General features: G+C 57.3%; 14 protein-coding genes. 10 read left to right on the top strand and 4 right to left on the bottom strand.

The annotated features are described in order from the left end of the window. Nucleotides 1-278: 278 nt before the first annotated feature. The 4 genes from K9857_RS26055 (at nt 279) to K9857_RS26040 (ending at nt 5,462) form a co-directional block, all read left to right on the top strand. Complete coding sequence (locus tag K9857_RS26055) at nt 279-1,883, top strand: tetratricopeptide repeat-containing response regulator (RefSeq protein WP_224540746.1); 1,605 nt, start codon at nt 279-281, stop codon at nt 1,881-1,883. Further along, nucleotides 1,880-2,572, top strand: coding sequence for a sensor histidine kinase (locus K9857_RS26050; RefSeq protein WP_224540744.1), 693 nt, complete (start codon nt 1,880-1,882; stop codon nt 2,570-2,572). The genes K9857_RS26055 and K9857_RS26050 overlap by 4 nt, the downstream gene beginning before the upstream one ends. 217 nt (nt 2,573-2,789) lie before the next feature. Further along, nucleotides 2,790-4,031, top strand: coding sequence for a glutamine synthetase family protein (locus tag K9857_RS26045; protein ID WP_224540749.1), 1,242 nt, complete (start codon nt 2,790-2,792; stop codon nt 4,029-4,031). Between the two features lie 69 nt (nt 4,032-4,100). Continuing rightward, nucleotides 4,101-5,462 carry an MFS transporter gene (locus K9857_RS26040; RefSeq protein WP_224540743.1) on the top strand — a complete coding sequence of 454 codons (1,362 nt, stop codon included), beginning with the start codon at nt 4,101-4,103 and terminating at the stop codon, nt 5,460-5,462. Nucleotides 5,463-5,522: 60 nt separating this feature from the next. Here K9857_RS26040 and K9857_RS26035 read toward each other — a convergent pair whose 3' ends face one another. The 4 genes from K9857_RS26035 to flgA form a co-directional block, all read right to left on the bottom strand. Beyond that, on the bottom strand, nt 5,523-6,269 hold the full coding sequence (locus K9857_RS26035) for a flagellar brake protein (protein ID WP_224540741.1): 747 nt from the start codon (nt 6,267-6,269) through the stop codon (nt 5,523-5,525). A gap of 93 nt (nt 6,270-6,362) precedes the next feature. Beyond that, complete coding sequence (locus K9857_RS26030) at nt 6,363-6,830, bottom strand: flagella synthesis protein FlgN (RefSeq protein ID WP_224540740.1); 468 nt, start codon at nt 6,828-6,830, stop codon at nt 6,363-6,365. Between the two features lie 48 nt (nt 6,831-6,878). Further along, complete coding sequence (gene flgM / locus K9857_RS26025; RefSeq protein WP_175376757.1) at nt 6,879-7,205, bottom strand: flagellar biosynthesis anti-sigma factor FlgM; 327 nt, start codon at nt 7,203-7,205, stop codon at nt 6,879-6,881. A 177-nt stretch (nt 7,206-7,382) separates the two neighbouring features. After that, nucleotides 7,383-8,144: a flagellar basal body P-ring formation chaperone FlgA gene (gene flgA / locus K9857_RS26020; protein ID WP_224540738.1), complete on the bottom strand. Its 762-nt coding sequence runs from the start codon at nt 8,142-8,144 to the stop codon at nt 7,383-7,385. 81 nt (nt 8,145-8,225) lie between these two features. Between flgA and K9857_RS26015 the strand changes: the two genes are divergently transcribed. From K9857_RS26015 to flgE, 6 genes are all read left to right on the top strand, one after another. Further along, nucleotides 8,226-9,158, top strand: coding sequence for a chemotaxis protein CheV (locus K9857_RS26015; protein ID WP_150772856.1), 933 nt, complete (start codon nt 8,226-8,228; stop codon nt 9,156-9,158). Nucleotides 9,159-9,204: 46 nt separating this feature from the next. Continuing rightward, nucleotides 9,205-10,032: a protein-glutamate O-methyltransferase CheR gene (gene cheR, locus K9857_RS26010; protein ID WP_224540736.1), complete on the top strand. Its 828-nt coding sequence runs from the start codon at nt 9,205-9,207 to the stop codon at nt 10,030-10,032. 234 nt (nt 10,033-10,266) lie between these two features. Further along, on the top strand, nt 10,267-10,674 hold the full coding sequence (flgB, locus tag K9857_RS26005; protein WP_224540733.1) for a flagellar basal body rod protein FlgB: 408 nt from the start codon (nt 10,267-10,269) through the stop codon (nt 10,672-10,674). A gap of 3 nt (nt 10,675-10,677) precedes the next feature. Then, the gene (gene flgC / locus K9857_RS26000; protein WP_224540731.1) at nt 10,678-11,121 is read left to right on the top strand and encodes a flagellar basal body rod protein FlgC; all 444 of its coding nucleotides are present in this window, start codon (nt 10,678-10,680) and stop codon (nt 11,119-11,121) included. A gap of 15 nt (nt 11,122-11,136) precedes the next feature. Beyond that, nucleotides 11,137-11,859, top strand: a complete 723-nt coding sequence (flgD, locus tag K9857_RS25995) for a flagellar hook assembly protein FlgD (protein WP_224540729.1) — start codon at nt 11,137-11,139, stop codon at nt 11,857-11,859. Nucleotides 11,860-11,890: 31 nt separating this feature from the next. Continuing rightward, nucleotides 11,891-13,201, top strand: a complete 1,311-nt coding sequence (gene flgE / locus K9857_RS25990) for a flagellar hook protein FlgE (RefSeq protein WP_224540727.1) — start codon at nt 11,891-11,893, stop codon at nt 13,199-13,201. Nucleotides 13,202-13,294: the final 93 nt, after the last annotated feature.

Genomic DNA, 13,294 nt, shown 5'->3' with positions numbered 1-13,294 from the left:
TGTGAAAGTTCGCAAAAAACCCAGCCTCAGCTCTTCCCCTCTTCAAGGGTTATCCTCGGCAAATCGTGCGATTACGCATCTCTCGCTTCAAGAGAACGCTACCCCTGGCCGATAACCATACAGTCACAGGGTCTTCATTTCTCGCACTCGCTATTCAGAGAAATCGCTTGATAGCCTATGGCTACTGGCTATCATCTGCGCGCGTAAAGAAACAGTGACGCTGATTGCCCCTTGATTTGCCTTTCGGTTCTTCTTCTTAAATTGCCTGGAAATCTTCGATGCTGTCGTATCACCAAAAGAGTTTTCTGATCGTCGATGATTTTTCGGACTTCCGCAGCTCGGTCAGGTCCATGCTGCGCGAACTGGGCGTAAAGGATGTGGATACCGCCGACACCGGCGAGCAGGCGCTGAAAATGTGCTCGCAGAAATCCTACGATTTCATCCTCCAGGACTTTCACTTGGGGGATGGCAAGAAGAACGGTCAGCAGGTGCTTGAAGACCTGATGATCGAGAAGCTGATCAGCCATGAAAGTGTCTTTGTCATGGTGACTGCCGAAACCAGTCAGGCAATGGTGCTCAGTGCGCTGGAGCACGAACCCGACGCTTATCTGACCAAGCCCTTCAACCGTTCCAGTCTGGCACAGCGTCTTGAACGTCTGGTGCAGCGCAAAACGTTGCTCAAACCAATCCTGCAGGCCCTCGACCGAGGCAAACCGGCTGAAGTGCTCAATGCCTGCATTGCTCTATGCAAACAGGACATCCGCTATTCGCCGTTGTGCCTGCGTTATCGCGCCGATGCATTGCGCGAGCTGAATCAGAATGAAGCGCTGGAGCGCCTCTACGATAGCATCATCGCCGATCGCCCCTTGCCTTGGGCCTATGCCGGCTTGGGCAAACTGCTGTTCAAACGTGGACAGGTTGCCCAGGCTAAAGGCGTCTACGAAAAGGCGCTTAAAGTGTTCCCCATGATGCCGACGCTCTACGACGGCATGGCCGATGTGATGGTGGCAGAAGGGGACACCAAGTCCGCCCAGAAAGTATTGGAAGAAGCGATTCGCCTGTCGCCATTGGCAGTCCGACGTCAGGCACAATTGGGCAAGCTGGCGATGACCAATGAAGACTTCGATACCGCCTCAAAAGCCTACCGGCAGGCCGTTGCCCAAGGTGCCCAATCACGGTTCAAGGATGCCGAGAGCAACCTTGGTCTGGCTCACGCCCTGATCAGCAAGGGCAGCGAAAAAGGCCTGGATACCCGGACGCGGCTGGAGATCAACACAACGCTGAGTGCCGTGGCCAAGGAAAACCCTTCCGATCCCGGCCTGCAGATCCGCGCGCGTTTGATGAAAGCCACCAGTCTGCTGCTCAACGATGCCGAAACCGCTGAAAAGCTCACAGAGCAGGCAATGCTGCGTCTCGATGGTATGGAGCAGTTCATGAGTGCCGAGGCGGCGTTGTTGGTGGCCAAGCAGTTGCAAATGCTCGGACAGGCAGAAGCCGGTACCTCGATGTTGAAAAACTGCGTGGAAATTTACGGCGACGATCCGGCTGTCATGAAAGACATTGCCAAGCTCACAGATGATCCGACCATTCTCAATGCCGGCAATGCCGCGGCAGACCTCAACCGGCAGGGTGTGCGCGTCTACAAAACCGGCAATCTGGTCGAGGCTCGGGAAGTGTTCCGTAAAGCCCTGACAATGCAGCCAAAGAACATCAGTATCGCGTTGAACATGGCGCAATCGCTGCTTCACGGCACGGACACCGGCGTGCCATCGCCTGAGCTGGAGGAATGTCGAAAGTGCCTGAAAATGGTCGGACTGATGCCTGACACCGATGCCCGTTATCCGCGCTACCAGAAGCTCAAAAGCAAGGCGTTTGGCGAATGAACGACAACCAGCAAAACCTGGATTTCTCCACGGTGATCGCGTCCACCGTGCACGACATGAAAAACTCGTTGGCCATGCTCATGCAGGCCCACAGCCAATGGTTGTCGAAGCTTCCTGACCCGGCGGCGAATACGCCGGAACAAGGCGTTATCGAGTTCGAGTTCGCTCACCTCAACGGCATGCTCGTGCAGTTGCTGGGCCTCTACAAGCTGGGGGTGAACCAGATGCCCTTGCAACCGGCCTATCACGAACTGGATGACTTCATCGAAGCACAACTGGCTTGTCATCATGAAGTATTCGCCAGTCGCGGTATCGCTGCGACTTTTGAGGTCGATCCCTTGAGCCCGCTGGGCTTTTTCGATCGAGAGCTGATCGCCTCGGTTCTGGCCAACTGCATCAACAACGCCATCCGCTATGCCCGTCATGCGGTCCTGATCAGCGCCAGTGATGAAGCAGGGCAGTTGGTGCTGACCATCAACGATGACGGCGAAGGCTACCCTGCGCAGATGATCGAGCATCAGACGGATTACGTACAGGGCATCAATCAAAGTAGCGGCAGCACCGGCTTGGGGTTGTACTTCGCCGGACGTATTGCGGCATTGCATCAACGCAATGGTGTCGTAGGGCGGACTGAAATCAGCAACGGCGGTCCATTGGGCGGCGGAGTTTTCAGCATTTACCTGCCCTGATTCATTATTCAGGTAGCAACATTATTTTGTTAGACGCTGCTTGATATTCCGAACACGCGGAGCCTATTTTGTGCGGGTTACCGTTCTCGGTTCGCATAAAAACAAGGATGGCGTCATGACAAGCGATGGCCCGAGTTCACTCGCGCAGCGATTGAAGGGCATTGATGAAATTGAGTGCGTCACGCCCGATCTGAACGGCGTGCCACGGGGAAAAGTGATGACCGCCGAGGGCTTCCTCGAAGGCCGTCGTTTGCAAATGGCGCGGGGCGTGCTGTTGCAATGCATCATGGGCGGATATCCGCCACCGCGTTTTTACGGCAGTGACGACGGCGATCTCGCACTGGTACCCGATTCCGCGCAAATCCATCGCTTACCCTGGAGCAAGCCGCCTCGTGCCTTCGCCATTTGTGATGCGGATGAGTTGACCGGAGAAAGCTCCAACCTCTCGACTCGAGGCCAGCTCAAGAAAGTTATCCAGCGCTACGCGGCAGCAGGTCTCACACCGGTAGTGGCGACGGAGCTGGAGTTTTTTGTTTTCGCGCCCAACACCGATCCGACTCAGCCATTCCAACCGCCCATCGGCCTGGACGGGCGTCGCGAGGACGGTCATTCGGCGTTCAGCGTCAGCTCCAATAACGGTTTGCGGCCATTCTTCGATGAAGTCTACGAATGCATGGCGGCTTTGGGTTTGCCACGCGATACCTTCATGCACGAAATGGGCGTCAGCCAGTTCGAGATCAATCTCCTGCACGGCGATGCGCTGTTACTGGCCGATCAGACGTTCCTGTTCAAGCACCTTCTCAAGGAAGTCGCACTCAAGCACGGCCTGACAGTGGTATGTATGGCCAAACCCCTGGCGCATACGTCGGGCAGCTCGATGCATATTCACCAGAGCATCGTCGATACCGACACCGGACTTAACGTGTTCAGCGATGAGGCCGGCCAGCCGACCGCGGCCTTCCGTCATTTCATCGCTGGACAACAAGCGTGCATGGCGGATTTCACCGCGCTGTTTGCGCCGAATGTGAATTCATATCAGCGCTTGTGTCACCCCTACGCATCCCCGAATAATGCCTGCTGGTCCCATGACAACCGGGCCGCGGGCTTGCGCATTCCGGCCAGCTCGCCGGTCGCTCGTCGGGTCGAGAATCGTTTGCCGGGCGCCGATGCCAACCCCTATCTGGCGATTGCCGCCAGCCTGGCTGCCGGTTTGTACGGTATTGACCAGAAACTGGAGCCGAGTGAACCCATCCAGGGCGAATTCAAAGTGCCGGACAATCTTTCATTGCCCTGTACCTTGCATGGTGCTCTTGAGCGTCTGAAACGAAGCCAGTTGGCAAAGGAACTGTTCAGTGCCGAATTCATCGAAGGTTACATCGCTTCGAAGAGCATGGAGTTGACCAGCTTCCTTGATGAAATTACCCCCTGGGAACGGCGTGTTCTAGCAGCCCAGGCCTGACGCACTGTCTATAACGGTCTATCTTTTCGGTAGACCGAATCTCACTGCAAGGAGCCGCTCGGAACGCCGATGCGCCAAATCTGGAAACCCTTTCGAGCGCTTTATTTCGCCTCGCTGATGATGTTGATCGGCTCCGGTCTGCTGAGTACTTACCTGGGCCTTCGTCTGGCGGCTGATCATGTCGACAGTCTGTGGGTCGGTGCGTTGATGGCGGCCAACTACTTCGGTCTGGTGCTGGGCGGCAAGATCGGTCACCGGTTGATAGCCAGGGTCGGGCACATCCGAGCGTATTCGGCGTGTGCCGGGATCGTCGGAGCCGCGGTGCTCGGGCATGGACTGGTGGACTTTCTGCCGGCTTGGATCTTTCTTCGGGTAATCGTCGGCCTCGGCATGATGTGCCAATACATGGTCATCGAGAGTTGGCTGAACGAGCAGGCCGAAGCGAGTCAACGAGGCACGGTATTCAGCGGCTACATGATCGCGTCCTATCTTGGCCTGGTGCTTGGGCAGCTGATTCTGGTCATGCATCCGAGCCTGGGTCTGGAATTGCTGATGCTGGTCGCATTGTGCTTCGCCCTGTGCCTGGTGCCGGTGGCGCTGACGCGTCGGATTCACCCAGCACCGCTGCACCCGGCGCCCATGGAGCCGCGATTCTTCATCAAGCGCGTACCTCAATCGTTGAGTACCGTCCTTGGTGCAGGCCTGATCATCGGCTCGTTTTACGGCCTGGCGCCGCTGTATGCCTCGCAGCAAGGGCTGTCCACAGAACAGGTCGGTCTGTTCATGGGTAGCTGCATTTTCGCTGGCCTGCTGGTGCAGTGGCCCTTGGGTTGGCTTTCCGACCGTTATGACCGGGCACTGTTGATTCGCTGCTTTGCGGTGATCCTGGCGCTGGCTGCCTTGCCTTTGGCGATCCTCCAACAGGTGCCGCTGCAGGTGCTGTTCATCGCCGGCTTCGTCTGTTCACTGGTGAAGTTCTGCCTCTATCCGCTGGCCGTAGCCTTCTCCAATGACCACGTGGAAGCCGATCGTCGAGTGTCCCTGACAGCGATGTTGCTGGTGACCTACGGTGTCGGTGCCAGTATCGGTCCGTTGGCCGCAGGCGTGCTGATGAAGATGTTCGGCAGTCACATGCTGTATGCCTTCTTCGTTTTCTTCGCTTTGGTACTGGTGTGGCGAATTCGTCCGAAAGCGGTCACCAACCTGCATCAGGTGGACGACGCACCGCTGCACCACGTGGCCATGCCGGACAGTATGTCGAGTTCGCCACTGGTGGCTTGCCTGGACCCGCGGGTCGATGAGCAGGTGGTTCAAGATCAGATGCAAAGCCCGCCTCCTGAACAGAGTCCGGAGTCGGAGCCACAATCCGATGCTTCACCGGAGGAGCCGGATTCTGCTAACGAACAGCGCTTGAACGAAGCCAGGCCTTAATGGCAGGCATAAAAAAGGGCAGTCACCGAAGGGACTGTCCGTTTTTTTGACGCGCCGTTATCAGAAGTCGTCTTTGTCGAAGCGCCGTGCTTCGCGTTGCAGCTGATAAACGAAACGCTCGACCTGCCGTTGCACCAGGCCGCTCATGTTGTGAAAGCGTACGCCGGCAAAGGTGGTGGAGATTTTTTCTTCGAAATGCAGGTAGCGCAGTTCGACCGGGGCCGTCATCTTGCCGAAGGGCAGGGCGGCCACGAAGCGGTCATAGACCTGGCCCAGCTGCAGGCTGCCGGTGATGTCGCCGGAAAAACGCAATTTGCAACCGGTTGCCGAGATGTCCAGCAGTTTGCCGCTGATTGGCGCCTTGAGTTTTTCGCCATCCAGATCGACGTCCACCAGTTGCGCCAGCTTCAGCGCAGCACGAAACGCGTTGCGGCGTTGGTGATAGATCACTTCATCCGGAAGCGTGCCGCGGTAGCAGCGGCTGCCACCGGACTCATCGATAGTCAGCGGGCCATTGCTTTCCCACGCGATGCGCACGCCTTCATGGAAGCCTTCGACCTTGAAGGGTTCACCGGCCAGCAGATAGCGTTCGCCGTCGCGAGGAATCATTTCGTCCAGGGCAATCATGTTGCTCTCGCGATCGATATCCACCAGATAGCTCTGGAAGCGCTGGCTGCGCTCGTGGAACGTAATGATCAGCGGGTCATGACTTTCTTGCAGTTGGCGAAGGTTGCCGGAGATTTCCAGGGGCGTGCTGAGCACCTTGGGTGGCTGCGGAGCATCGTCCGCATTTAAGGCAATGGACACGGTTAATCAATCTCCAGACAAATTTTGACTACGGCTTGCCAGCATTTTGCCAGCATGTTTCGCATCTTGATAGAGCGTGCTCGTCGGCGCGGCTCAAGCCTGACTGAGTGGGCGCGGTTTCACAAGCTTGGAAAAGGTTCCGCTGGCATCATAGAGCGCTGGAGGTTCGCCGCCAGTAAGAATTTTCAGTTGTGTGGCTGTGGCCACCTGCTGCACCTGGATCGACTGGCCATTGTTGGCATTGGTTGCCTGGCATTGACTCAGCAAGTCGTTCAGTACATCGCTTTGCGCCAGCAGGGATTCGCCGATGCTCGACTGGCTGGCCAGTTGCTCAAGGCCGCTGCGGTTGGCGGGCAGATTGAGGCTGGTGAGGATTTCACTGCGCTTGCGGCCATGCTGTTCGAGCAAGATGATCAATGCCTGCTTCTGCGCCAGAATATCTTCGAGCAGGTACATGTCGCGACCGTGCAGAGCGATGGATTCGGTACGCAGTAACTCCAGCAGTTGTTGCGCTGGAGCAAAGTCGTCGGTGATCAGTTGCAGTAGATTCGTGTCGTGCATGGCTGGCCTTGGGTTTTAAGCGTCCAAAAGCCTGGCGCGGGCCGTAGCCTAGCGCTGGGCTTCGAAGTTGAGCAGTTTGCTGGCTACACGGTTGCTGTCGACTTTATAGCTGCCATCGGCAATCGCTGCTTTCAACTCGGCCACTCGGGCTTTGTCGACGACAGGCTGATCGCGCAGCGTATCAGTGACCTTCTGCAACTGTTGAGCCTCATTGCTGAGATGTACCGACTCCCCGACTGTAGCGGTCCCGGCCTGTTCGCTCGGGCTGTTCAGCGGCGCGGATTTACCGCTTTCGGCGGTTTCCTTGGGCGCGCTGGTACGTGTACTGCCGGTAAGTGACGAGGAGCTGTTCAAACGGCTGAAATCGATAACCATGATAAAAAACCTCTGGGAATTTGGACGCTTGCCATGTTTTCGGCCATTCCCTAAAAAACTTTAGGCTCATTTATCGAGAGCTTGCACGCGTCAGCGCTTGCCCTTAATGGAGCACAGTTTAGGGAACAGACATGGTCCGCGCCACATCTTCACTCGCGGTAAATCCTCAATGGCTGGTTACATTGACACCTCCACCTGCCCCGGGGCGATGACTTGCGCCTTGATGACCCGCTGGGAGTTGAGGTTTTTCACTCGAATCTGTTCGCTCATGCCGCCATTGGCCAGCGCTTCTCCGGGCATCCGCACGCTGAGCGTGCCACTGCGGGCGGTGATCACCACCTGGTCGCCCTTGCGGATGACTTCCGCTTGCTCGAGGTTCACCAGCGTGACGACCTGATCGGCGACCATTGGTCGGGTTAGTCGTTGCCCGATCGCCTGATCCAGGGAGGTCAGGTAGCCCTGGTTGATCGCGCTGATGTCACGCTCGCGCAGGATCACGTCTTCAGGTTCGACAATGCCGGTGCGCCGAAGCGGTCGGGCGGTGGTCACGACGTCGCGAAACAGGCGTACTTGAGCGGGCACAAACACGGTCCACGGGGACGAACCCTCACAGCGAACCTTGACCGTGACCCGTCCCAGAGGCTTTGCCGGGCTCTCCAGCGAGGCTGTCAATTCCTTGTCGCACATCGGCATGCGCAGTCGCGGGTCGAGCTTGTTGACCTGGATCTCGTAGCGACCTTCCGTTTGACTGGTGGCCAGATAGTCTTCTACGGTGAATTCAAGAAAGCCCTGAGTGACGCCGATAAGCATGTCAGGCAAGGTAACCGTATCGGCAAGGGCAGGGCTGCCAGCGTTGAACAGGCAGACAGCTGCCATCACGGCCAGGAACTTGCGGCCGGTGGTGGTCAAGCGTCGAAAAAACGTCGGTTCAGTATTCATAGAAAGATAAATAGCAAGCGCCGTGCCGTTTACGGATGAAGGCGCGTCGCAACAAGTCAGCGTTGGTGTAGGAGTCTGGGCATGGCTGGTGTAATGGATTCGGTAAACCAGCGCACGCAACTGGTGGGGCAGAATCGCCTTGAGCTGTTGTTGTTCCGTCTCGACGGCCAACAGCTGTATGGGATCAACGTCTTCAAGGTTCGGGAGGTGCTGCAATGCCCCCAACTGACGCTGATGCCCAAATCCAGTCCTGTCGTGTGCGGTGTGGCAAATATTCGGGGAGCGACCATTCCGATCCTGGATCTGGCAATGGCAACCGGCTCCGGTGCGTTGAAGGACAAGAACAACCCGTTCGTGATCATCACGGAGTACAACACCAAGACCCAGGGTTTCCTGGTTCGCTCGGTGGAGCGCATCGTCAACATGAACTGGGAAGAGATCCATCCGCCACCCAAGGGGACCGGTCGCGATCACTACCTGACGGCGGTGACGCGGGTCGACAACCAGTTGGTCGAAATCATCGACGTCGAGAAAGTACTGGCGGAAGTGGCCCCGACACCGGAAGCGATTTCCGTCGGTGTGGTCGATGTCGAAACCCAGCACAAGGCGCTTTCGCTGCGCGTGCTGACGGTCGATGACTCATCGGTGGCGCGCAAGCAGGTCACGCGTTGCTTGCAGACCGTCGGTGTCGAAGTGGTAGCGTTGAACGACGGCCGACAGGCGCTGGAATACCTGCGCAAGCTGGTCGATGAAGGCAAGAAGCCGGAAGAAGAGTTCCTGATGATGATCTCCGACATCGAGATGCCGGAGATGGACGGATACACTCTGACGGCCGAGATCCGCAACGACCCGCGCATGCAAAAGCTTCATATCATCCTGCATACTTCGTTGTCGGGCGTGTTCAATCAGGCGATGGTCAAGAAAGTCGGTGCCGATGACTTCCTGGCCAAATTCCGTCCTGATGACCTGGCATCCCGGGTGGTCGACCGGATCAAAGCAGCAGACATCAGCTAGGGGCGTTCGGCCCCTGGCAGTCAACACGATTTAAGAGGCGGCAGCATTGTCTACGGGTAATTTGGATTTCGAACAGTTCCGGGTATTCCTGGAAAAAGCCTGTGGCATTTTGCTCGGTGAAAACAAGCAATATCTGGTCTCCAGCCGTCTCAACAAGCTGATGGAGCAGCAGGGTATCAAGTCTTTGGGGGAGTTGGTCCAGCGTATCCAGACCCAGCCGCGCAGTGGTTTGCGCGAGATGGTCGTGGACGCGATGACGACCAACGAAACCCTGTGGTTTCGAGACACCTACCCATTCGAGGTCTTGAAGAACAAGGTTCTGCCTGAATCGATCAAGGCCAGTCCCGGCCAGCGTCTGCGCATCTGGTCGGCTGCATGCTCGTCGGGCCAGGAACCGTACTCGTTGTCGATGTCCATCGACGAGTTCGAGCGCACGAACATCGGGCAACTGAAGATGGGGGTGCAGATTGTTGCCACCGATCTGTCCGGCACCATGTTGAACAACTGCAAGACCGGCGAGTACGACAGCCTGGCCATCGGCCGTGGCCTGTCGCCCGAGCGCCTGCAGCGTTACTTCGATCCTAAAGGACCGGGGCGCTGGGTGATCAAGGCGCCGATCAAGAGTCGGGTGGAGTTCCGCTCCTTCAACCTGCTGGACAGCTACGCCAGCCTCGGCAAATTCGACATCGTGTTTTGCCGCAACGTCCTGATCTATTTCTCTGCCGAAGTGAAGAAGGACATTCTGTTGCGCATTCACAGCACGTTGAAGCCGGGCGGTTATCTGTTTCTCGGCGCCTCCGAGGCGTTGAACGGATTGCCGGACCATTACCAGATGGTTCAGTGCAGCCCGGGGATCATTTACCAGGCGAAGTGATGTCGGTGTTGTTTAAAAAAACGGGAGCCCACAAAGGCTCCCGTTTTTTTATGCCCAAGGCGCGATAGCGGCAGAAAAGCGGCATCCGGCGGAAACCGGTTGCCGCTTTTCTGGCATTGCCGCGCTGCCACTGCCCGCAAAGCCCCGGTTTCTGGGTGTGTTCTGGTTTGGCATGACGCTTGCTAAGACCATCGTACGAAAAATCAGGTCACCCGAAGGTGAAGGTTTCCCGACATGAGCATCAGCTTCGATAAAGCGCTCGGTATTCACGAAAAGGCTCTGGGCTTCCGCGCCCAGCGCGCTGAAGTCCTGGCCAACAACATTGCCAACGCCGACACCCCGAACTACAAGGCGCGGGATCTGGAATTCTCGAAAGTGCTCGAGGCGCAGAACGACAAGGCCAAAAACGGCACGTTCGCCTTGAACATGACCAACAACCGGCATATCGAAGCCGAAGGCCTGGGCAATGGCGACGAGTCGCTGATGTACCGCACGCCGATGCAACCTTCGATCGACCAGAACACCGTGGACGCCCAACTGGAACAGTCGAACTACGCGGAAAACTCCGTCAACTTCCAGGCCAGCTTCACCCTGCTCAACAGTAAATTCAAAGGGCTGATCTCAGCCCTGCGCGGAGAGTAAGTCATGTCCCTGTCCAGTGTTTTCAACATTGCCGGTAGCGGCATGAGTGCCCAGACCACTCGCCTGAACACCGTTGCATCGAACATCGCCAACGCCGAAACCGTCTCGTCGAGCATCGACCAGACCTACCGCGCGCGCCACCCGGTATTCGCCACCATGTTCCAGGGCGCCCAGAGCGGTGGCAGCGACTCGCTGTTCCAGAACCAGGATGCCGCCGGACAAGGCGTGCAGGTACTGGGCGTGGTTGAAGACCAGAGCAACCTTGAGGCGCGCTACGAGCCGAACCATCCGGCGGCCGACGCCAAGGGTTACGTCTATTACCCGAACGTCAACGTGGTGGAAGAAATGGCTGACATGATTTCCGCCAGCCGTTCGTTCCAGACCAACGCCGAAATGATGAATACCGCCAAAACCATGATGCAAAAAGTCCTGACCCTCGGTCAGTGATAAGGGGCGACTCAGATGAGTGTTACCGATACTACCAGTGGCCTGTCGCTCAACGACATCCTGGCCAACTCTTCGGTCAAGACGAAAAAGGATACTGACAGTCTGGCGTCCGCGGCCGGTAGCGCTACTGGCAAAAAGGCTCTCGGCAAGGATGCGTTCCTGCAGTTGTTGGTGACGCAACTGAAAAACCAGAACCCGCTGGAGCCGCAAGGTAACGGTGAGTTCGTGGCGCAGTTGGCGCAGTTCAGCAGCCTGGAAGGCATCACCTCGCTTAACGACACCGTGACCGGTATTGCCGGTGCCTTCGGTTCCTCCCAGGCGTTGCAGGCTTCGTCCCTGGTTGGGCGGTCGGTCATTGCGCCGGGCGACAAGGCCGTGGTCGACACCACAAAGGGCATGACCGGTTCGGTCGTGTTGCCGCAGTCGGTGGCTGAAACCACGGTGAAAATCACCGACAAGGATGGCAAAACCGTTCGCACCCTGAGCTTGAAGGATCAGCCGGCGGGTAATGCCAGCTTCACCTGGGATGGCAAGGACGAGGCGGGCAATGTGGCTCCGGCGGGTACCTATAACTTCGCCGCTTCGACCACCATCGATAATCAGAGCGTCGCGCTGATCACCAACCTGCCGGCCACCGTCACAAGCGTAACCCTCAGCCAGACTGGCGGCGAATTGATGCTCAATCTGGCCGGGCTGGGCAGTATCGCCCTGTCCAAAGTGCAAACCATTGGTATATAGAGCCGACTAACCCGGCATACAGGAGTGGAATATGTCTTTCAACATCGGCCTTAGCGGTCTCTATGCTGCCAACAAGCAACTGGACGTGACCGGCAACAACATCGCCAACGTGGCGACCGTCGGCTTCAAATCGTCCCGTGCGGAATTCGAAGATGTGTACTCGGCGACCAAGCTGGGTTCGGGTAGCAAAACAATCGGTAACGGTGTGCGTCTGGCCAACGTTTCCCAGCAGTTTACCCAGGGTGACATCAGCAGTGGTACCGGGAACGTGCTGGACATGGGCATCAACGGTTCCGGGTTCTTCGTGCTCAATCACAACGGCTCTCTGTCCTACACCCGTGCCGGTACGTTCAAAGTCGACAAGGAAGGATATGTCACCAACTCCGATGGTTCGGCCCGCCTGCAAGGCTATGGCGTGGATGCCAATGGCAAGATCGTCAACGGTATCTTGACCGACCTGCGGATCGACACCTCCAACCTGGCTCCGAAAGCTACGACCACTGTTTCGTCGACGATCAACCTGAACTCCACTTCAGACGTAATTGACGTTACCGCCAACCCGTTCGATCCGAGCAAGCCGGCCTCCTTCTCCAAGCAGTTCACCACAGCGGTCTATGACACCCAGGGCAACCGGCACGACATGGATCAATACATGGTCAAGACCGGACCCAATACCTGGTCGACCTATACTCTGATCGATGGCCGCAATCCAGATGGCACCGATCCTACGGTTACTCCGCCGGTTGCTTCGGTCATGGCATTCGACTCAACCGGTAAACTGGTTTCGGTCACTACACCGGGTACTCCCCCTGTCGTCAGCCCGGATCTGAAAATCACCAACTGGGTGCCTGGCAAAGTGACCAACGGCACTTGGGCCCCGAACGGTGCAGCTGCCGACCCGGCGGGTCTCACCATTTCCATGTCCAACACCACCCAGTTCAACGCCGACACCGCGCGCTCGATCCCTGCGCAGAACGGCTACGCCACAGGTCAGATCAGTAACCTGACCATTGATAGCACGGGTGTCATGCTGGCCAACTTCAGCAACTACGAGAGCAGGCCGATCGGTCAGTTGGCCCTGGCGAGCTTCACCAACGAGCAGGGTCTGCAACCAGTGGGTGGGACCAGCTGGAAGGAAACCAACAAGTCGGGCATTCCGGGCTACGATGCGCCGGAAACCGGCACTCTGGGTTCGATCAATTCCAACTCCCTGGAAGAGTCGAACGTCAACGTGACCAACGAGCTGGTCGACCTGATCAAGGCGCAGAGCAACTACCAGGCGAACGCCAAGACCATCTCCACCCAGAGCACCATCATGCAGACCATCATTCAGATGACTTGATGCTGGGCAGTGCTGCATAAGGAACCCCTCGAAAGAGGGGTTTTTTTATGAATGGGGTTTTGCGTCGTCCGGTCTGACCCTATCGCGGGCAAG

The organism is Pseudomonas sp. REP124 (genome assembly GCF_020164475.1).
In the GTDB taxonomy this organism is placed as follows: Bacteria; Pseudomonadota; Gammaproteobacteria; order Pseudomonadales; family Pseudomonadaceae; genus Aquipseudomonas.
Note: the sequence above shows the minus strand (reverse complement) of the source record. Positions and strands in the feature narration are given on the sequence as shown.

What these genes read in the sequence shown, in the direction of transcription:
- K9857_RS26055 (WP_224540746.1), top strand. Translation starts at nt 279, where the DNA reads ATGCTGTCGTATCACCAAAAGAGTTTTCTGATCGTCGATGATTTTTCG.
- K9857_RS26050 (WP_224540744.1), top strand. Translation starts at nt 1,880, where the DNA reads ATGAACGACAACCAGCAAAACCTGGATTTCTCCACGGTGATCGCGTCC.
- K9857_RS26045 (WP_224540749.1), top strand. Translation starts at nt 2,790, where the DNA reads ATGACCGCCGAGGGCTTCCTCGAAGGCCGTCGTTTGCAAATGGCGCGG.
- K9857_RS26040 (WP_224540743.1), top strand. Translation starts at nt 4,101, where the DNA reads ATGCGCCAAATCTGGAAACCCTTTCGAGCGCTTTATTTCGCCTCGCTG.
- K9857_RS26030 (WP_224540740.1), bottom strand. Translation starts at nt 6,830, where the DNA reads ATGCACGACACGAATCTACTGCAACTGATCACCGACGACTTTGCTCCA.
- flgM (WP_175376757.1), bottom strand. Translation starts at nt 7,205, where the DNA reads ATGGTTATCGATTTCAGCCGTTTGAACAGCTCCTCGTCACTTACCGGC.
- flgA (WP_224540738.1), bottom strand. Translation starts at nt 8,144, where the DNA reads ATGAATACTGAACCGACGTTTTTTCGACGCTTGACCACCACCGGCCGC.
- K9857_RS26015 (WP_150772856.1), top strand. Translation starts at nt 8,226, where the DNA reads ATGGCTGGTGTAATGGATTCGGTAAACCAGCGCACGCAACTGGTGGGG.
- flgB (WP_224540733.1), top strand. Translation starts at nt 10,267, where the DNA reads ATGAGCATCAGCTTCGATAAAGCGCTCGGTATTCACGAAAAGGCTCTG.
- flgC (WP_224540731.1), top strand. Translation starts at nt 10,678, where the DNA reads ATGTCCCTGTCCAGTGTTTTCAACATTGCCGGTAGCGGCATGAGTGCC.
- flgD (WP_224540729.1), top strand. Translation starts at nt 11,137, where the DNA reads ATGAGTGTTACCGATACTACCAGTGGCCTGTCGCTCAACGACATCCTG.
- flgE (WP_224540727.1), top strand. Translation starts at nt 11,891, where the DNA reads ATGTCTTTCAACATCGGCCTTAGCGGTCTCTATGCTGCCAACAAGCAA.